Annotated in this window: 13 protein-coding genes; 6 read left to right on the top strand and 7 right to left on the bottom strand. The window is 74.7% G+C overall.

Annotated features, from left to right (window positions below; translation table 11 throughout):
* Window positions 1-24: 24 nt before the first annotated feature.
* The 3 genes from ACNAVT_RS05195 to ACNAVT_RS05185 form a co-directional block, all read right to left on the bottom strand.
* Window positions 25-495 (bottom strand): Na(+)/H(+) antiporter subunit C, encoded by a 471-nt coding sequence (locus ACNAVT_RS05195; RefSeq protein ID WP_416293311.1) that lies wholly within the window; start codon window positions 493-495, stop codon window positions 25-27.
* A complete protein-coding gene (locus tag ACNAVT_RS05190) occupies window positions 492-3,317 on the bottom strand; it encodes a Na+/H+ antiporter subunit A (RefSeq protein ID WP_416293309.1) in 2,826 nt (941 codons plus the stop codon). Before ACNAVT_RS05190 ends, ACNAVT_RS05195 begins: the two co-directional genes overlap by 4 nt.
* A gap of 197 nt (window positions 3,318-3,514) precedes the next feature.
* Window positions 3,515-3,898, bottom strand: a complete 384-nt coding sequence (locus ACNAVT_RS05185) for a hypothetical protein (RefSeq protein ID WP_416293307.1) — start codon at window positions 3,896-3,898, stop codon at window positions 3,515-3,517.
* A gap of 171 nt (window positions 3,899-4,069) precedes the next feature.
* Between ACNAVT_RS05185 and ACNAVT_RS05180 the strand changes: the two genes are divergently transcribed.
* Window positions 4,070-8,686 (top strand): ATP-dependent helicase, encoded by a 4,617-nt coding sequence (locus ACNAVT_RS05180; RefSeq protein WP_416293305.1) that lies wholly within the window; start codon window positions 4,070-4,072, stop codon window positions 8,684-8,686.
* A gap of 447 nt (window positions 8,687-9,133) precedes the next feature.
* On the opposite strand, the gene ACNAVT_RS05175 is transcribed toward ACNAVT_RS05180, so the two are convergent.
* The gene (locus ACNAVT_RS05175; protein ID WP_416293303.1) at window positions 9,134-10,231 is read right to left on the bottom strand and encodes a TIGR03118 family protein; all 1,098 of its coding nucleotides are present in this window, start codon (window positions 10,229-10,231) and stop codon (window positions 9,134-9,136) included.
* 267 nt (window positions 10,232-10,498) lie between these two features.
* Here ACNAVT_RS05175 and ACNAVT_RS05170 point away from each other — a divergent pair, with 267 nt between their 5' ends.
* The 5 genes from ACNAVT_RS05170 to ACNAVT_RS05150 all read left to right on the top strand — a co-directional run bounded on the left by ACNAVT_RS05170 (window position 10,499) and on the right by ACNAVT_RS05150 (window position 17,427).
* Window positions 10,499-11,338, top strand: coding sequence for an SAM hydrolase/SAM-dependent halogenase family protein (locus ACNAVT_RS05170; protein ID WP_416293301.1), 840 nt, complete (start codon window positions 10,499-10,501; stop codon window positions 11,336-11,338).
* 38 nt (window positions 11,339-11,376) lie between these two features.
* Window positions 11,377-12,225 carry a zinc finger domain-containing protein gene (locus tag ACNAVT_RS05165; protein ID WP_416293299.1) on the top strand — a complete coding sequence of 283 codons (849 nt, stop codon included), beginning with the start codon at window positions 11,377-11,379 and terminating at the stop codon, window positions 12,223-12,225.
* Between the two features lie 121 nt (window positions 12,226-12,346).
* Window positions 12,347-12,940, top strand: a complete 594-nt coding sequence (locus ACNAVT_RS05160; protein WP_416293297.1) for a hypothetical protein — start codon at window positions 12,347-12,349, stop codon at window positions 12,938-12,940.
* Window positions 12,924-13,529, top strand: a complete 606-nt coding sequence (locus ACNAVT_RS05155) for an OmpA family protein (protein ID WP_416293296.1) — start codon at window positions 12,924-12,926, stop codon at window positions 13,527-13,529. Before ACNAVT_RS05160 ends, ACNAVT_RS05155 begins: the two co-directional genes overlap by 17 nt.
* 175 nt (window positions 13,530-13,704) lie before the next feature.
* Window positions 13,705-17,427 carry a hypothetical protein gene (locus ACNAVT_RS05150; RefSeq protein ID WP_416293294.1) on the top strand — a complete coding sequence of 1,241 codons (3,723 nt, stop codon included), beginning with the start codon at window positions 13,705-13,707 and terminating at the stop codon, window positions 17,425-17,427.
* Between the two features lie 16 nt (window positions 17,428-17,443).
* Here the strand turns inward: ACNAVT_RS05150 and pspM are convergent, their stop codons facing one another.
* From pspM to ACNAVT_RS05135, 3 genes are all read right to left on the bottom strand, one after another.
* Entirely contained in the window at window positions 17,444-18,232 is a 789-nt protein-coding gene (pspM, locus tag ACNAVT_RS05145; protein WP_416293292.1) for a phage shock envelope stress response protein PspM, read from the bottom strand.
* A gap of 16 nt (window positions 18,233-18,248) precedes the next feature.
* Entirely contained in the window at window positions 18,249-19,109 is an 861-nt protein-coding gene (locus tag ACNAVT_RS05140; protein ID WP_416293289.1) for a PspA/IM30 family protein, read from the bottom strand.
* Window positions 19,110-19,285: 176 nt separating this feature from the next.
* On the bottom strand, window positions 19,286-19,732 hold the full coding sequence (locus ACNAVT_RS05135; RefSeq protein WP_416293287.1) for a helix-turn-helix domain-containing protein: 447 nt from the start codon (window positions 19,730-19,732) through the stop codon (window positions 19,286-19,288).
* Between the last annotated feature and the right edge of the window lie 55 nt (window positions 19,733-19,787).

Below are 19,787 nucleotides of genomic sequence, written 5' to 3'. Positions count from 1 at the left end.
GCGACACCGGCTCGCTCCTCGCGCTCACTGCTTTTCCTCCCGGCGGCGCAGTCGACGCAGCGCCGGCTCCGGGTCCACCTGCTCCGGGTCGTCGTTCGGCCCCTCGCCGCCGAGGTCCGCGGTGGACACCTCGTTGCGCTCGGCGAGCCGGGCGATCTGCCGGTCCTCCAGGTCGTCCTGCACCTCGTCGTCACCGCTGAGATACCAGTCCCGGTACGCGACGGCGAGCAGGAACGCGGTCAGCCCGAAGGTGATCACCACGGCGGTGAGCACCATGGCCTGCGGCAACGCGTCGCTCATCCCGTCGATCGGCCCGCTGCCGACCAGCGGCGCGCCGCCGGGGCGGCCACCGACCAGGATCAGGAGGTTCACCCCGTTGCCGAGCAGGATGATGCCGAGCAGGATGCGGGTCAGGCTCCGCTCCAGCAGCAGCGTGACGCCGGCGGCGACGAGCACCCCGACGGCGAGCACCAGGACCAGGCTCGGCTGCCTCATCGCTGCTCTCCCTTCCGCTCGACGGCGAGCCCCCGGGCCGGCTCGCCGGCCGCCTCGATGTGCCGGTCCACCTCGGCGCCGAGGCTGCGCAGGATGTCCAGCACCAGCCCGACCACGATCAGATAGACGCCGATGTCGAAGAAGAGCGACGTGACCAGGTGGAAGTGGCCGGCCAGAGGGAGCCACAGGGGCACCTGCGTGCTGTGCAGCACCTCGCCGGTGGTCAGCAGCCCGACCACCCCGCTGCCGACCGAGACGGCCAGCCCGGCGCCGAGCACCGTCCCGGTCCCGAGCGGGACGGCCTCGGCCAGCTCGTACCGGCCGCCGGCCAGGTAGCGGACCGCCAGGGCGAGGCTGGCGACGAGCCCGCCGGAGAAGCCGCCCCCGGGCGCGTTGTGCCCGGAGACGAGCAGGAACAGGGAGAAGAGCACCACGGTGTGGAAGATCAGCCGGGTCACGACCTCGAAGACGATCGAGCGCCGCCGCTCCTGCAGGGTGGCCCCGCCGCGCAGCCACACGGTGCGCCGGTCCCGCGACGGGCGGGGGCGGCGCGGCCGGGGCCCGGTACGGGACCGCTCGTAGATCAGGCTGGCCACCCCGGTCGCGACCGCCACCAGCACCGAGATCTCCCCCATGGTGTCCCAGGCCCGGATGTCCACCAGGGTCACGTTGACCACGTTGCGGCCGTGCCCCTCGGCGACCGCCAGATCGGGGAAGGCCAGCGAGATCGACGGGGCACGCCGGGCACCGGCCGCGACGAGGGCGAGTCCGGCCAGCACCAGCCCGGCGGCGGCCCCGATCCCCCGGCGTACCCAGCGGCTGCTCCTCAGCGGGCGGGCCGAGAAGCGGTCCGGCAGCCGGCGCAGCACCAGCACGAACACCGCGATGGTGGCCGTCTCCACCAGGAACTGGGTGAGCGCCAGGTCGGGCGCGCCGTAGAGCACGAACATCATCGCGGTGCCGTAGCCGGTCACCCCGACCAGCAGCATCGCGGTGAGGCGGCGCCGGGCGCCGATCGCGAACACCGCCGCCACCGAGATCACCGCGCAGACCACGAGCTGCGCCGGGGTGTCCCAGGCGACGACCCCGGCCCGCCAGGGCCGGCTGGCCAGCATCGCCGACCCCGGCACCAGCACCAGCACGAGCAGCACGGTGCCGAGGTACTGCGGCAGGGCACCGCGCTGGGTGGCGCCCGTGACCTTGATGGCGAACCGGTCGAACTGGTGGGTCACCCACTCGTACCCCTGGTTGCCGCCGACCGGGGAGCGCAGCCGGGCCAGCGCCGGGGCGAGGGGGCCGCGGACCAGATGCAGCGCCACGCCGCCGGCGAGCACGACGCCGGACAGGCCCAGCGCCACGGTCGGTCCGTGCCAGAGCGCGAGACCCTGTTCGACCGGGCCGAGGAGCTCGGCGTACGGGCGCAGCAGGCCGTCGAGCCAGCCGGCGGCGGGACCGGCGGCGAGCCCGGCGGCGGCGAGCAGGGCCGCGGGTACGAGCATCACGGCCGGGGGCCGCTCGACGTCGGTGGCCGGGACGCCCGGCCGGTCGGCGAAGGCGCCCCAGAGGAAGCGGATGCTGTACGCGACGGTGAGCGCGCTGCCCACCACGAGCACCGCGAGCACCACGGGTCGCCCGGTGAACGCGGCGAGGTCCGCCTCCTTGGCGACGAAGCCGACCAGCGGCGGCACCCCGGCCATCGAGGCGGCCGCCAGCGCGGCGACCACGGCGAGCCCGGGCGCGGTCCGCCACACGCCGGACAGGTCGCGCAGGTCCCGGCTGCCGGCGCTGTGGTCGAGGATGCCGACGACCAGGAAGAGCGCCGCCTTGAACAGCGCGTGCGCCAGCAGCATCGCGGTGCCGGCCAGCGCCGCGTCGGGGGTGCCCGCGCCGAGCATCACGGTGAGCAGGCCGAGCTGGCTGACCGTCCCGTACGCCAGCAGCAGCTTGAGGTCGGTCTGTCGCAGCGCCGCCCAGCCCCCGACGACCAGGGCGACCAGCCCGGCGGCCACGGTGACCGGCCGCCACGGGCCGGCCGGAGCGAGCGCCGGGGCGAGCAGCCCGACCAGGAAGACGCCGGCCTTCACCATCGCCGCCGCGTGCAGGTACGCGCTGACCGGTGTCGGGGCCGCCATCGCCACCGGCAGCCACGAGTTGAACGGGAACACCGCGGACTTGGCCAGCGCCCCGGCCAGGATGAGCAGCACGGCCGTGACCAGGTACCCGCCGCCGGGCAGCGGCACCGTGGTGATCAGCGACACCCGGTAACCGCCGGCATGCCGGCCGAGCAGCAGGAAACCGACCAGCATGGCCAGCCCGCCCAACGTGGTGACGGTCAGCGCCTGGGCGGCCGCCCAGCGGCTGGACCGCCGCTCGGTGCTGTGCCCGATCAACAGGTAGGAGAAGACGGTGGTCAGCTCCCAGAAGACGTAGAGCAGCAGCAGGTCGTCGGAGACGACCAGGCCGAGCATCGCTCCGGCGAAGGCGACCATGACGGCCGCGAACCGGGCCAGCCCCGCCGAGCCGGCGTGGAAGTAGCGGGCGGAGTAGACCAGCACCAGCGCGCCGACCCCGCCGACCAGCAGCATCATCAGCCAGGACAGGGTGGTGACCCGCAGCGCCACGTCGAGCCGGAGCTGGGCGACCCAGGGGTACGTCTCGACCACCGCACCGCCGGCGCGGACCGTTCCGGTGTGGACGACGGCCCAGCCGAACGTGGCGGCCGGGGCGAGCGCGAGCGGGTAGCAGGCGCGCGGCCCCCACCGGCGGACCAGCATCGGCGCGAGCAGGGCCGCCACCAGGTGCAGGATCAGCAGGACGAGCACGCGTACTCCAGGTCGAGGTGGCAGCGCGCGCCGGCACGCTGCGCCACGACCGATCAGACGTCAGATCACCGGTCGGGGGGCCATTTTGCGGAAAATGACCCACGATGATGACGAGTGGGCGTATTCGGTGGCTGCCGACGGTCAGCGGAGCGCGACGTCGCCGGCGGACACCGACTGCTCCGGGTCGCGGCGCGGCGTCAGACGCGCCGAGCCGGAATGGTCGTCGCCGGCTCGCGGGCCGGGCACTCCCGCGGGGTCTCCACCAGCAGGTCGGGTCGGCCGAGCTGCCGGACGGCCTTGTTGACCACCCGCTGCGCGGCGGCGAGGGAGCGCACCGGCAGCAGCTTGCCGCGGCTCTCCCGGCGCAGGACGAAGTAGTGCACAGCGGCGCGGACCAGCCCGCGGTCGGCGGCGCTGGAGTGGGCGGTGGCGACGACCAACTCGCGCAGGCAGCGGGCCAACTCCTCGGCGAGCTCCAGCTCGGGGCCGTGCAGGCCGGTGCGGAGTGCGGCGAGATGGCCGTCGACCTTGCGGATGAGCACGTCGGTCCCGGGCCCGGAGCCTCGCCCCTCGACGGTCATCCAAGCCCTCCACCCGACGCTGCGTTGCGAGTGAAGTTACTTTATGTTGTCCGGCGCAAGCAAGCAGTTAAGTAAGACTTAACAGCTGCAACGCCGCATCCATCGCGTAAGACTCCGCACCCGGACAGACCAGCGTCCACGGATGCCGAGATGTCACATCGGCGAGGCAGGATGGTTGGCGTGGCGGACAAGGTGAGCGGCGGGGACAGGGTGCTGGCGGGCTTCGGCGCGGCGACCCGCGAGTGGTTCACCGCCGCCTTCGCGGCGCCCACCGCCGCCCAGGCCGGCGCGTGGCAGTCGGTCGCCGCCGGGCGCAACGCCCTGGTCGTCGCGCCGACCGGCTCCGGCAAGACCCTCGCCGCGTTCCTCTGGTCGCTCGACCGGCTGGCCAAGGAACCGCCGCCGGCCGAGGCACGGCAACGCTGCCGGGTGCTCTATGTCAGCCCGCTCAAGGCCCTCGCGGTCGACGTGGAGCGCAACCTGCGCGCCCCGCTCGCCGGCATCCGGCAGGCCGCCACCCGGCTCGGCCTCACCCCGCCCGAGATCACCGTCGGCATGCGCACCGGCGACACCCCGGCCGACGAACGCCGGGCCTTCGCGCGTACCCCGCCGGACATCCTCATCACCACGCCGGAGTCGCTGTTCCTGCTGCTCACCTCCGCCGCCCGGGACTCGCTGCGCGGGGTGCGGACGGTCATCGTCGACGAGGTGCACGCGGTCGCCGGCACCAAGCGCGGTGCCCACCTGGCGCTCTCCCTGGAACGCCTCGACGCGCTGCTGGAGGCGCCCGCGCAGCGGATCGGCCTCTCCGCCACCGTGCGGCCGATCGACGCCTGCGCCCGGTTCCTCGGCGGGGCCCGTCCGGTCGACGTGGTGCAGCCGCCCAGCAGCAAGACCATCGAGGTCAGCGTGCAGGTGCCGGTGGAGGACATGACCCGCCTCGACGAGCAGGAGCCGCCCGTCGACGACCTCGGCGGTCCCGGCCCGCGCCGGGCATCGATCTGGCCGGCCGTCGAGGAGCGGGTATTCGCGCTGATCCGGTCGCACCGCTCGACCATCGTCTTCACCAACTCACGGCGCAGCGCCGAGCGGCTCTGCGCGCGCCTCAACGAACTGGCCGCCGAGGAACTGGCCGGCGGGCCCGACGGCGCCACGGAGGGCGGGCGCGCGGCGGACGCGTTCGCCGGGCCGGCGGGGCCGCTGCGCGCGCCGCGCCAGCCGGCCGAGGTGATGGCCCAGTCCGGCGCGGCGGCCGGCGCGCCACCGGTGATCGCCCGCGCCCACCACGGCAGCGTCTCCCGCGAGGAGCGCAAGCACATCGAGGAGGCGCTGAAGTCCGGGCAGCTGCCCGCCGTGGTCGCCACCTCCAGTCTGGAGCTGGGCATCGACATGGGCGCGGTCGATCTGGTGGTGCAGATCGAAGCCCCGCCGAGCGTCGCCGCCGGGCTGCAACGGGTCGGCCGGGCCGGGCACCAGGTCGGCGCGGTCTCCCGGGGCGTGGTCTTCCCGAAGCACCGGGGCGACCTGCTCTCCTGCACCGTGGTGGCCGAGCGGATGACGGACGGTGCGATCGAGGAGCTGCACTACCCGCGCAATCCGCTCGACGTGCTGGCCCAGCAGATCGTGGCGATGGTGGCCCTGGAGCCGTGGCGGCTGGGCGACCTCGCCGTGCTGGTCCGCCGGGCGGCCCCCTTCGCGGAGCTGCCCGACTCGGCGCTGCACGCCGTGCTCGACATGCTGTCGGGGCGCTACCCGTCGACCGCCTTCGCCGAGCTGCGGCCCCGGCTGGTCTGGGACCGGGCCACCGACGTGCTCACCGGCCGGCCCGGCGCCCAGCGCCTCGCGGTGACCAGCGGCGGAACGATCCCCGACCGGGGGCTGTTCGGTGTCTTCCTGGCCGGCGCCGAGCGGGCCGCCCGGGTGGGCGAACTGGACGAGGAGATGGTCTACGAGTCGCGGGTCGGCGATGTCTTCCTGCTCGGCTCGTCGTCCTGGCGGATCGAGGAGATCACCCCTGACCGGGTGCTGGTCTCCCCCGCGCCCGGGCAGGCCGCCCGGATGCCGTTCTGGAAGGGCGACCAGCTCGGCCGCCCGGTCGAGCTGGGGCGGGCGATCGGCGCCCGGATCCGCGCGCTGCTCCGGCAGAACGACGCCGACGCGATCGCCGCGCTGCGCGCGGGTGGGCTGGACGACTGGGCCGCCGGCAACCTGCTGGCATACCTGCGGGAGCAGCGGGAGACCACCCGCGCCCTGCCGGACGACCGGACGGTGGTGGTCGAACGGTTCCGCGACGAACTGGGCGACTGGCGGCTCGCCGTGCACTCGGTGCTCGGCGCCCGGGTGAACGGCCCATGGGCGCTGGCCATCGGCCGCCGCCTCGCCGAACGATACGGGGTGGACGCCCAGCTGATGCCCTCCGACGACGGCATCGTGGTCCGGTTGCCGGACACCGCGGACGAGCCGCCCGGCGCCGACGTGGTGGTCTTCGAGCCCGACGAGATCGCCCAGCTCGTCGAGGAGTCCGTCGGCACCTCGGCGCTGTTCGCGTCCCGGTTCCGCGAGTGCGCGGCCCGGTCGCTGCTGCTGCCGCGCCGCGACCCGCGCCGGCGGCAGCCGCTCTGGCAGCAGCGCCAGCGCGCCGCCCAACTCCTCGACGTGGCCAGGGAATACGCCGACTTCCCGGTCACCCTGGAGGCCGCCCGGGAGTGCCTGCAGGACGTCTTCGACCAGCCGGCCCTCGCCGAGCTGATGCGCGACCTGGGCAGCCGCAAGGTACGCCTGGTCGAGGTGGAGTCCGAGCGTCCGTCGCCGTTCGCCCGCTCGCTGCTCTTCGGTTACGTCGGCGCGTTCCTCTACGAGGGCGACGCGCCCCTGGCCGAGCGCCGGGCCGCCGCGCTCGCCCTCGACTCCGGGCTGCTCGGCGAGCTGCTCGGCCGGGTGGACCTGCGGGAGCTGCTCGACCCGGCGGTTCTCACCGAGACCGAGCGGCAGCTGCGCTGGCTCACCGAGCAGCGCCGCCCCCGCGACGCCGAGGACGTGGTCGAGCTGCTCCGGGTGGTCGGCGACCTGAGCGAGGCCGAGCTGGCCGAGCGGGACGTACCGGTGGGGTGGCTGACCGAGCTGGCGGCGGCCCGCCGGGTGCTGCGGGTCCGCATCGCCGGCGAGGACCGCTGGGTGGGCGTGGAGGACGCGGCCCGGCTGCGCGACGCGCTCGGCGTGGCGCTACCGGTCGGGGTGGCCGAGGCGTACCTGACGCCGGTGGCCGACCCGCTCGGCGACCTGGTCGCCCGGTACGCGCGTACCCACGGCCCGTTCGCGGCGGCCACCTGCGCCGCCCGGTTCGGGCTCGGGGTGTTCGTGGTCGAGCAGGCGCTGCGCCGGCTCGCCGCCACCGGGCGGGTGGTCTCCGGCGAGTTCGCCCCGGACAGCGCCGGCACCCAGTGGTGCGACGCCGAGGTGTTGCGGCTGCTGCGCCGCCGCTCCCTCGCGGCGCTGCGCCGGGAGATCGAGCCCGTGCCGCCGCGGGCCCTCGCCGCGTTCCTGCCCCGCTGGCAGCAGGTCGGCTCGCCGGCCCGGGGGGTGGAGGCGGTCGCCGCCACCGTGGAGCAGTTGCAGGGGGCGGCGGTGCCGGCGTCCGCGCTGGAACGTCTCGTGCTGCCCGCCCGGGTCGCCGACTACTCCCCCGCCCAGCTCGACGAGCTGTGCGCCAGCGGGGAGGTGGTCTGGGCCGGATCCGGGGCGATCTCCGGCGGCGACGGCTGGGTCACCCTGGCGTACGCGGACGCCGCGCCGCTGCTGCTCCCGCCGCCCGACGAGGCCCTGGCCCGCACCCCGCTGCACGAGGCCGTGCTGGACGCGCTCGCCGACGGGCAGGCGCTCTTCTTCCGTGCCCTCTCCGACCGGGTCGGCGCCACCGACGACGCCGACCTCGCGACCGTGATCTGGGACCTGGTCTGGGCCGGCCACCTCACCAACGACACACTCGCTCCGCTGCGAGCGGTGCTGGGCGGGGGCGGGGCGCACCGGTCCCGGCCGTCCGCCGCGCGCACCCGCTACCGCCGGCCCGGCCGCATGGCGCTGCCCAGCCGCGGCGGCCCACCCACCGTTGCCGGGCGCTGGTCCCGGCTGCCCGAACGGGACCTCGACCCGACCCGCCGGGCCGCCGCCCTCGCCGACCTGCTGCTCGAACGGCACGGGGTGGTCACCCGGGGCGCGGTCATGGCCGAGCAGGTGGTCGGTGGCTTCGCCGCGGTCTACCCGGTGCTGTCCGCGCTGGAGGAGCGCGGCGCGGCCCGCCGGGGATACTTCGTCGAAGGGTTGGGCGCGGCACAGTTCGCCGTACCCGGGGCGGTGGACCGGATCCGCGCCCTGGCCGACGACGCCCGGGGCGCGGGCGGGCCGGCCGTGGTGCTCGCCGCCACCGACCCGGCGAATCCCTACGGCGCGGCGCTGCCCTGGCCGGAGCGGGTCGTCGACTCCGGCGACGGCACGACTCCGGCCACGGGGCACCGGGCCGCGCGCAAGGCCGGTGCCCTGGTCGTGCTCGGCGGCGGCGACCTGGTGCTCTACGTGGAGCGCGGCGGGCGGACTCTCCTGTCGTTCACCGACGACACCGACGCGCTCGCCGCGGCCGGCAAGGCGCTCGCGGACGCGGTGCACTCCGGCGCCCTCGGCGCCATCTCGGTGGAGCGCGCCGACGGTGAGGCGGTGAACAGCTCGCCGCTGCGCGACGCGCTGACCGCCGCCGGCTTCCGGCCCACCCCGCGCGGCCTGCGCCTACGCGGCTGACACCCTCCCCTCATCCCGGCCCGCGCCCCGCGCGCCAAGATCGTGCTCGATCCAGGAACGAGTGGTATCGGAGAGTGGGCGAGGCCACTACTTCCCGGATCGAGCGCGATCTTGCGAACCGGTGCCGTCGCGCGCGAGGTGCGCGGGGGATGCAGTCCCTCGTCGGTAGGGTGTGGCCGGCAGACGACGAGGGAGGGCGGCCCGATGGCCGCGATCCAGATACGACCCGCGGAGCCACCCGACCAGCCGGACGTGGCGGTGCTGCACCACCGGGAGTGGGGCGGCCCGTACGTGGTGGTCCACGACACCCGCTACGACCTGCGGGAGCTGCCGACGCTGGTGGCGGTGGACGACGCGGGCGCGGTGGACCGGTCCGGCGGTATGCGCCGCAGGAACGATGCCGCGCCCCCGGGTGGCCCCGGAGGCGCGACAGGCAACAGCCGACCGTCAGTTCGCCCGGATCAACTGACCCACCAGGCCGTGCTGCTCGTCGTTCGGTCCCGAGCTGAACCAGAGCGTGCCCGCGCCGCCGGTCGTCGCGGTCCCGGGCAGCAGCGCCCAGAGACCGTCGATGGTGATCACGTCACCCTCGGCGTCCTGCAGCTGGCCCTGGAACTCGGTCCCGTTGAACACGTTGATCCTGCCGTCGCCGAAGTTGCCCACCAGCAGGTCACCGGCGAAGCTGCCGAAGCTGCTCGGCGCGATGGCCATGCCCCACGGCGCGTTGAGCGTCCCCTGGCTGGCGACGCGGGACACGCTCCGGCCGACGTCGGTGAAGAGGTCCACGAAGCCGAGCCCCTCTCCGGGCACGTCGTCGTGGGCCGCCGCGTCCTGCTTGGCGTAGCTGACGTAGACCCGCTCGCCGACCGCGAACACGTTGAACGGCGCGAAACCCTCCGGCAGGTCCGGGTCCTGGAAGCGGCCGTCCGAAAAGTTGACCTTCTCGAAGTGCTGGTCGAACACGTCGATCCGCGCGTTGTGGAAGTCGGCGGCGAGCAGGAAGTTGCCGGAGTCCGTATGCAGCAGGGTGGCTCCCTTGTAGACCGCGCCCTCCGCCCCGTGAGCAACGACGACGCCATTGGCGCCCGCGTTCTGGTTCCACGCGATGACGTCGCCACCCTCGGTGACGAAGATGAAGCGGGCGGGCGCACCGCCACCCGTGTCCGGCACCGCGAAGCCGGCCGTGTCGTTGAACACCGCGCCGGTCGGCCCGCCGGGCACGCTGACCGTAATGTTGACCTTGTCGACGAGCTCGCCGTTCACCCCGCCGCTGTAGACGGTGGCCGTGTCGGTGCCGTTGTTGGCCACCCACAACGGCGTGTCCGGCCCCAGGGCGAGGCCCCAGGTGTTGACCGCATTCGGATCCACGAGCGCCGGTCTTTGGGAGTCCTGAGTCAGCGCCTGGTCCGAGACCTGGTTGATCACGTCGAAGCGCGGCGTCGGTTGCGTCTGAGGGCCGCCGTCTGAGGCCCACGCCGGACTACCGACGGCGGTGGTCGCGGCCACCGCTCCGATGGCCACCAGCCGTGCCATCTTCGTCGCCATGCTGCTCCTCTCGATCGACTGACAGGGACCCGCGTCCGCAGGATGGGCCGGGTGACCGTTGCGGGCGCAGGCATGGGCGTCGGCAATCTCGATGCGAGGAATCGTGGAGCCTCAACCGTTACGAATCGGCCGGGCGCCCATAGCAACGCTTTCATGGCGATCGGACGGTCGACGCCAGTTTGATGAAATGTTGTCACATTTCACCGGCAGGGACGCCCTACCGGCCAGCCGTCCTGCTGCCACCGGCCCGCCGGATAGCCTTCCCGCATGGCCCGGACCGCCTGGATCTCGTTGACCACCGACTACGGTCTCGCCGACGGGTTCGTGGCGGCCTGTCACGGAGTGATCGCCCGGCTCGCCCCGGCCGCGCGGGTGATCGACGTGACCCATCTGGTGCCGCCGGCGGACGTCCGCCGGGGCGCGGCGGTGCTCGCCCAGACCGTGCCGTACCTGCCGGTGGGGGTGCACGTCGGGGTGGTCGACCCGGGCGTCGGCACCAGCCGGCGGGGGATCGCCCTGGCCACCCCGGGCGGGCTGTTCGTCGGGCCGGACAACGGGCTGCTGCTGGACGCCGCCGAGGCCCTGGGCGGGGCCACCGAAGCGGTGGCGTTGACCAACCCGGCGTGGCTGGCGCCGGCGGTGTCCCGCACCTTCCACGGCCGGGACGTGTTCGCACCGGTCGCCGCCCGGCTGGCGCTCGGCGCGCCGCTGGCCGAGGCCGGTCCGGCGGTGGACCCGGCGGCGCTGGTCCGGCTGCCGGCACCGGTGGTCCGCACCGAGCCGGACGGGTTCGCCGCCGAGGTGCTCACCGTCGACCACTTCGGCAACGTGCAGCTCGCCGCCGCCGGCGAGCTGCTGGACCGGCTGCCGGAGCGGGTCCGGGTGGCCCGCCGGGCCGACCGACAACTCCAGCTCGGCGCGCCGCGGCCTGACGCCGTCCCTGGAGCCGTCGCGGTGCACGGGCGGACCTTCGGCGACGCCCCGCCCGGCGCGCTCGTCGCGTACGTCGACTCGGCCGGGCTGGTCGCGCTGGCGGTCAACACCGGCCGCGCGGTCGACCTGCTCGGCGTACGCCCCGGGGACGTGCTGACGGTGCACCGGGACTGAACCGGGTACGGCCCGGACCGGCGAGGCAGGATGGACGGGTGCCCGAAGGTGACACCGTCTGGAACACCGCCCGCCTCCTGCAGCGGGCGTTGGCCGGTGCCCGGCTCACCGGCTCCGACTTCCGGGTGCCGCAGCTCGCCGCGACCGACCTGACCGGCTGGACCGTCCGGGAGTCGGCCAGCCGCGGCAAGCACCTGTTGCTCCGGCTCACCGCCCCCGAGGATCGAGCCACCGGCCGCGAGGACACGGCAGCCGGCCCCGAGGACAGGGCCGCCTGCGGACGCGACTGGACGCTGCACTCGCACCTGCGGATGGAGGGCGCCTGGCGGGCGTACGCCCCGGGCGAGCGGTGGGCGGCCCGGCCGGCGCACCTGATCCGGGTGGTGCTCCGCTCCCCCGGCGCGGTCGCGGTCGGTTACCACCTGCACGAGCTGGCCCTGATCCCGACCGCCGACGAGTCATCGCTGGTCGGCCATCTCGGGCCGGACCTACTCGGCCCCGGCTGGGACCCGGACGAGGCGGTCCGCCGGCTGGCGGCGCATCCGGACGAGACCATCGGCGAGGCGCTGCTGGACCAGCGCAACCTGGCCGGGGTGGGCAACCTCTACAAGTGTGAGCTGCTCTTCCTGCGTGGGATCTCGCCATGGACGCCGGTCCGCGCCGTGCCCGACCTGTTCGGCACGGTCACCCTCGCCCAGCGGCTGCTCGCCGCGAACCGGGGCCGGTGGACGCAGAGCACCACCGGCTCGCTGCACCGGGGGCAGACCAGCTACGTGTACGGCCGACGGGCTCAGCCCTGCCGGCGCTGCGGCACCGCGATCCGCAAGGAGGAGCAGGGCGACCGGGTCACCTACTGGTGCCCGACCTGCCAGCCGGACCGCCACTGACCCCCCGGCCGCCGCAGCCCGTCCACTTTGTAGGCTGGGCGAACTTGCATCCCGGGCCCGGGTCGGACGTCGCGGTCGGCGGCGTCGTCCGTGCTCCGACCACACGGGGGTAGGCGGTCTGATGCGGTCCACAAGCACGATCCGGCTCGGTGCGTACGCGCTGACCGCGGCGTTGGCACTGAGCGGATGCGGGGTTCTCGGCGGCGCCGACGGGTCGGGCGGCCGCCCGGCCCCGGTGGCGGCCGCGTCCGGGGCCGTCGCGGACCTCGGCGCGGTGGTCGCCACCCGCGACGTCCAGATCAGCAAGAGCAGCAACCTGTATTCGGTGCGGGTCGAGCTGTACGAACTGCGGCGCCGGGACGGGTTCGTCACGGTCAACGTCAGGATGACCCGCACCGACCAGGGCACGGGGAACAACGACTGGCAGGTCGGCGACACCTTCGAGGGCGACACCATCTCGCTCACCTTCGCCGGGGTGACCCTGCTGGACCGGAAGAACCGCAAGCGGTACCTGGTCGCGAGGGTGGACCCGAACACCACCCCGGACGGCAAGGACAGCCAGTACCTCGCCTCGACGAATCTCTCCACAGTGTTCGTGAAGCCCGACCAGTCCATCTGGCTGTACGCCACCTTCGGCGCACCGGCGGACGACGTCGCCGCCGTCGACGTGCTCATCCCGCGGGTACCGGTGTTCGAGAATGTCCCGCTCGGCTGAGCGGGTGGCGGCGCTGGCCGTCGCCCTCGTCCTCGTCGTGCCGGCCCGTGAGGCGGTGGCCGCGCAGCCGTCCCCGGCGCCGGGACCGATGGTCGTGCCCGGGCCGAGCATCGCCCCCGGCACGAAGGTGCTCCGTCCGGCGCTGGACATCACCGCATCGCCGCTGGACATCCTCATCCCGATCGAGGACCTGGCCGACGGCAGCATCACCGCCGAGTCCGGCTCGCGGGTCGAGCTGACGCTCGCCGCCGACGTCCTGTTCGCCTTCGGCAAGGCCGCGCTGTCCCCGGCCGCCCGGACCCGACTGGCGCGGATCGCCGAGCAGCTCAGCACGCAGGCCAAGGGCACCGTGCAGATCGAGGGCCACACCGACTCGGTCGGGGACGACCGGAGCAACCTCACGCTGTCCCAACGGCGGGCGGAGGCGGTCCGCGCCGAGCTGGCCCGGCTGCTCGGCGCGGCGCCGGTCACCTTCGACGTCCGGGGCTTCGGCGAGGCGCGGCCGGTGGCGCCGAACCAGGTGGACGGCCGGGACAACCCGGAGGGCCGGGCCCGGAACCGACGCGTGGAGATCCACTTCAACCGGTAGCCGATGCGTGGAACTTCCACGAACCGGCAAGATCCCCCAAGATAGGGACGATTGGACACTTCCCTCCCCCGGCTTCGACGTCGCATGCTGCGGTTGACCGCTCACCGATCGTCAGCAGCGCGTACGCCCGCCACGCCAGAGTGGCGGCGGGCGCGCCTTGATCCGGGAGAGAGCCATGGCCCTGTTCCGCAGACTCCGGCCGGGCCGGGCGGACCGCGCCGTCCGGGCCGACGAGGACCACGCGCCGACCGTGCCCGCCACCCGGGTCGCCGAGGAGGAGACCGGTCCGGTGCCGGCCAGCCTCGACCCGGCTGCCGTGCCGCGCTGCTTCGGCCCGGTGCCGAACTTCGCCGGCAGCCCGCTGCCGGCGTTGGACCGCGACGGCCGGCCGGTGCCCGGGACCGGCATCCGCAAGTTCGTCGACGCGCTGCCGCTGCCCGGCGCGTTCGACAACTCCAGCTCGGCTGGCGGCCATAATTCGGCCTCCGCGCCGCCAGGCGGCGCTCCGGACCGAATGAGGGCCGGTCTGGCGCCGCGCCGCGACCTGGAGCCGTCGCCAGCCACCGCCGGGCTGGACGCCCGACTGCCGGTGGCGGTGCCGGACACCATCACCTGGCCGGGCTGCGACTACTACGAGATCGGGTTGCAGGAGTACGCCCAGCGGCTGCACCGGGACCTGCCCGCCACCGGGCTGCGCGGCTACCGCCAGCTCAACCTGGGCACCGACCCGTCCGGGCACAACACGGTCAACCCGCCGGACCGGCCGTGGCACCTCGGCCCGATGATCATGGCACGACGCGGCCGGCCGGTCCGGATCAAGTTCATCAACCAGCTCCCCACCGGCCGGGCGGGTGAGCTCTCCCTGCCGGTCGACGAGACCGTCGACGGCGCCGGGACCGGGCCGCTGGACGGGCCGGCGCCATACCCGCAGAACCGGGCGGTGCCGCACCTGGCCGGCGCGCAGACGGCGTGGATCAGCGCCGGCAACCCGTGGCAGTGGGTCACCCCGGCCGGCGAGATCACCCCGTACCCGACCGGGGTGGGAGTGACCCCGGTGCCCGACATGCCGCCGCCTGGTGCCGGAGCCACCACGCTCTACTTCCCCAACGACCAGAGCGGGCGGCTCATGTGGCTGCACGACAACACCCTCGGCCTGTCCCGACTCACCACCTACTCCGGACAGCTCGCCCTCTATCTGCTCACCGATCCGGCCGAGGAGCGGCTGGTCGACGACGGGGTGCTTCCCGCCGACCAGCTGCCGCTGGTGATCCAGGACAAGACCTTCGTGCCGGACGACGCCCAGCTCGCCGCGCAGGATCCGACCTGGGACCGGGACCGCTGGGGCGCCAAGGGCAGCCTCTGGCACCCGCACGTCTATCAACCGCGGCAGAACCCGTACCGCAGTACCGGCACCAACTCGACCGGCCGCTGGGACTACGGGCCGTGGACGCACGACCCGGACGGCGGCCGCAGCCCGTGGGTCGCTCCGGTGCCGAACCCGCACCACGACCCGGTCGCCGAGCCGCACGAGCCGCCGCTGGCCCCGGGCGTGCCGCACCCGTCGGCCGTCCCCGAGGCGTACGGGGACACCCCGCTGGTCAACGGCGTGGCGTACCCGTACCTGGAGGTGGCGCCACGGGCGTACCGGTTCCGGATCCTCAACGCCTGCGCCGACCGCAGCCTGAACCTGCAGCTCCACCGGGCCCGGTCCGACGGGCCGATGTGGACCGACGGCGGTGCTCCGGCCGACCCGGACGCCGGGGAGGTGCCCATGGTCGAGGCGGTACGGGCGGCCGGGTGGCCCGCGTACTGGCCCACCGACGGGCGCGACGGCGGCGTGCCCGACCCGCGCGCCGCCGGCCCGGACCTGATCCGGATCGGCAACGAGTGCGGCCTGCTGCCCGCCCCCGTGATGCTGGTGAACCGGCCGATCGGCTACCGGTACGACCGGCAGGACCCGACCGTGCTCAACGTGGACGGGCACACCCTGCTGCTCGCCCCCGGGGAGCGGGCCGACGTGGTGGTGGACTTCTCCACGGTGCCCCCGGGGAGCACGCTGATCCTCTACAACGACTGCCCCGCCCCGCTGCCCCGGTTCGACCCCCGGTACGACCACCACACCGACGCCCCGGACCGCACCGCGATCGGCGGGCTCCCCGCCGCCCGGCCCGGATTCGGCCCGAACACCCGTACCCTGCTCCAACTCCGGGTGACCGGCAGCCCGGCCGAGCCGTACGACGTGGCTCGGCTCGCCGCCCGGCTCCCCGGCGCGTACGCGGAGAGCCAGCGACCGCCGATCGTGCCGCAACCGGCGTACGACGCGGCCTTCGGCACTCGGACGGCCCGGGAGACGCTGGTCCCCGCGCACGCCACGTCGGTCAGCTTCACCCCGGCCGGCGCGGTCGCCCCGGTGACGCTGCCGCTGCTGGTGAAGTCGGTCGGGCAGGTCTTCGAGGCCCGGCACGGCCGGGCGGTGGGACGGCTCGGCGTCGGCCACCCGAACGCCGGCCCGCTCACCACGGCCACCCTGCCGCTCGGGCCCGTCGACCCGGCCACCGAGGTGCTGTACGCGACCGATCCCACCGCGCCGGTCGGCGGGCCGGCCGACGGCACCCAGCTCTGGCGGATCGTCGGGGACGCGCCGCGTACCCACCCGGTGCACGTCGAGGGCTGCGACATGCAACTGGTCAACCGGGTCGCCTGGGACGGCACGGTCCGGCCGCCGGACCCGGACGAGCTGGGCTGGAAGGAGACCGTCCGGGTCAACCCGCGAGAGGACGTGATCGTCGCGCTGCGCCCCGTCCCGCCCAGCCTGCCGTTCAAGATCGGCGACAGCGTCCGGCTGCTCGACCCGTCCCGGCCGGCCGGCGCCCGGCTCGACGCCAGCCCGGTCAGTCCGGTCGACGGGCGGCCCTCGGCCGTGGTCAACCAACTGGTGAACCTGGGCTGGGAGTACCGCTGGCAGACCCGCTCGGCAGGGTTGCGCGACCAGGGCATGAGCCGGCCGCTGGTGCTGCGGGTCGCGCCGGTGGCCCCGACCGGGCTGACCGCCACCCCGGCGTCCGGGTCGGCCACCGCGCTTCCGGCCATCGCGCTGGCCTGGACGGGCAACGGCAGCCGCCCGCCGGCCACGAGTCACCTGCTGCAACGCGCCACCGACGCGGCCTTCGCCACCGGGCTCACCGAGATCACCGTGGCGGCCGCCGCTACCAGGTACACCGACGCGACGGTGACACCCGGGATCACCTACCACTACCGGATCCGGGCGGAGAACACGGTGAGCTGCTCGGCCTGGTCGAACGGCGTCCCGGCGTCGGTGCAGCTCACCTCGCCGGCGAAGCTGGCCGCGGCGGTGCCGCCGGCCGCGCCGCTGCGGGTCGCGCTGCACTGGGCCAACCGCTCGTTCGCGACCGGGGTGGACGTGCAGCGGGCCACCAACCCGACATTCACCAGCGGGCCGGGCACGACCGCCATCGCGGTCGGCGACGCCCACGTCGATCCCGCGGTCGCGCCGGACACCACGTACTACTACCGGGTCCGCACCACGTACCTGGGCGCCTCGTCACCGTGGTCGACGGTCGCCGCGGTGACCACTCCGCCGCGGCCGGGGCTGCCGACCGGGGTCGGCGCCACCGCGACCGCACCCACCCCGGACACCGCCACGGTGATCCTGAACTGGTCCGCCAGCACGCCCACCGGGCCGGGCTCCGGGTTCGTGGTGCAGCGGGCCGCCGACCCCAGGTTCAGCCGCGAACTGACCACGTTCACCGTCACCGGCCGCGGGTTCACCAACACCGGGCTGGCCCGCGGCGTCACCTACCACTACCGGATCCGGTCGTTCAACGTCGTCGGCACCTCCGCCTGGACCGGCCCCATCCCGGTGACCACCCCCGGCTGACCACCCGCGCCAGGGGTCAGGGGGTGGGGGTGGTGCGCAGGGGGGTGCCGACGGTGCGCAGCTCGGCCAGCGCCGACGCCACCCCGTGCAGCAGGTCGGTCGCCTCGGTGAGTCGGGCCGCGGCCGGGTGCTCGGTGCTCGGCCGGGCGTCCTCGGCCACGTAGCCCGCGGCGGCCACGACCAGCCGCTCGTACGCGCACACCCCGCTCTCCAGCTGCGCCGCCAGGGTGCCGTGCGCCTCGGTGAGCGCCCCCCGGGCCTCGGCCGGGGCGAGCCTGAGGGCGCGTTCCACGCTGGCCACCCGGCCCGCCAGGTCACGCAGCGAGCGGTCGGCGGCGGCCGCCTCGCGAACCACCGGCTCGGCCAGCCCGGTCAGCCGACCGGCCATTCCGTCCAGGGTCGTCGCCGCCCGGTCGAGCCGGGCCCATGACGGGGCGGCGGTGGTGCCGCGCAGCGCCACCCGGGAGCGGGCCCGGCGTAGCTCGGCGAGGACCGCCGGACCGACGGGCAGCCGCTCGACGACGGCGACCAGCCGGGCGCGGGAACGGGCGGCGGCCTCGGCCGGGTCGAGGGCCGGTGGCACCGGCACCGCCGCGAGGGCGCGCAGGTCGGCCCAGCGCCAGGCGGCGACCGCGATGGCACTGCCCGCCGCGGCGGCCCAGGCCGCGTCCGGCAGGCCGAGCCCGGCGTACGGGGTCAGCACCGCCGCCGCACCGCCGAGCCCACCGGCCAGGACGCTCCACCGGCGGGCGGACCGCCGCAACCGCCGCAGTCGGCGGAAGTGTCGCGCCCGCTCGTCCACCATCGGTCTCCCCCGCCTCTCAGCTGGTGGTGCTCTCCCCGGTGCCACGCTCCCGGCTCATGCTCGCCCGGATCTCGTCGAGCCGGGCGGCGGCCGCCGGGTCGGCGGCCGGCGCGGGCTGCCCCACCGCCGGGCGCTCCTGCTGGCCGGTGAGCCGCTCGCCGGCCATGCTCGACCGGATCTGCTCCAGTCTCGCCGTTCCGGCCGAGTCGAGGGTGGCCTTCTGAATCTCCAGCATCCGGCCCTCCACCGAGTTGCCGGCCAGCTCGGCCCGACCCATCGCGGTGGCGTACCGGCGCTCGATCCGGTCCCGGACCTCGTCCAGTGCCGGGGTGGTGCCGGGGGCGGTGAGCGAGGACATCGACTCCAGCGAGCGGGCCACGCTCTCCTGCATCTTGGCCTGCTCGAGCTGGCTGAGCAGCTTGGTGCGCTCGGCCAGCTTCTGCTGGAGGATCATCGAATTGTTCTCGACCGCCTTGCGGGCCTGGGCCGCCGCGCCGAGCGCCTGGTCGTGCAGCGTCTTGAGGTCCTCGGCGGCCTGCTCGGCCGAGACCAGCTGGGTGGCGAGGAGCTGCGCGGACTGCTCGTACCGTCCGGCCTCGGCCTCCTCGCTGCGGGCCCGGGCCTGGTCGGCCAGGACCAGGGCCTGCCGGGCGTTCGCCTGGAGCTGCTCGACCTCGGACATCTGCCGGGACAGCTTCATCTCGAGCTGGCGCTGGTTGCCGATCACCGCGGCCGCCTGCTGGACCAGCGCCTGGTGCTGCCGCTGGGCCTCCTCGATGGCCTGCTGGATCTGCACCTTCGGGTCGGCATGCTCGTCGATCTTCGAGCCGAAGAGCGCCATCAGGTATTTCCAACCCTTGACGAACGGGTTAGCCATCTCCGCGTTGTCCCCTCAGTAGCGTCGCGCCGCCTCGACCGGGCCGGACGGGGTCGACCGGCGGGCCGCGCGGTGTGCCTCCATCGTTCCAGGCGGACGCCAGACCGGCACCCGTACGACCCTGATCAACATTATGCGGCGGGCGCCACCCGAAACCATGGCGCGGCGGAGCGGAGTCAGGCGGCGCAGACCACGTCCCGGTCCGCGGAGCGGACCCGGGTGCTGCGCAGCGTCGCCTTGAGCGGCGAGTCCTGGCGGACCTGGACGGCCACCGACCCGTCGGAGGAGACCTGGCGGACGCTCCGGTTGGTCGCCTTCCGGACGGCCGGGGCGACCCGCGACGGCTCGACCGACTCGTCGGCCATCGGAACCAGCACCTCCGGCAGCTGCTCGGCCAGGGCGACCGTGTCGCTGACCTCGCGAAGCAGCTCGGAAAGGCGGGCACCGAGCGCGTCGCAGATCGCGGCCAGCAACTCGCTGGAGGGCTCCTTCTGGCCGCGCTCGATCTCCGAGAGGTAACCGAGGCTCACGTTGGCGGCGGAGGAGACCTCGCGCAGGGTGCGGTGTTGCCCCTGCCGGCGCGCCCGAAGTGCGTCACCGATCACCCGGCGTAGCAGGACCATCGCACCTCCCCCTGTCGGGACCACCTTCTCCGGCCCGGCCGTGCCGCGCCGGACC

Origin of the sequence: Micromonospora sp. SL4-19 (assembly GCF_047921475.1) — a bacterium.
Lineage (GTDB): Bacteria > Actinomycetota > Actinomycetes > Mycobacteriales > Micromonosporaceae > Micromonospora.
The sequence above is the reverse complement of the archived record's forward strand: the minus strand, read 5'-3'. Positions and strand labels throughout refer to the sequence as shown.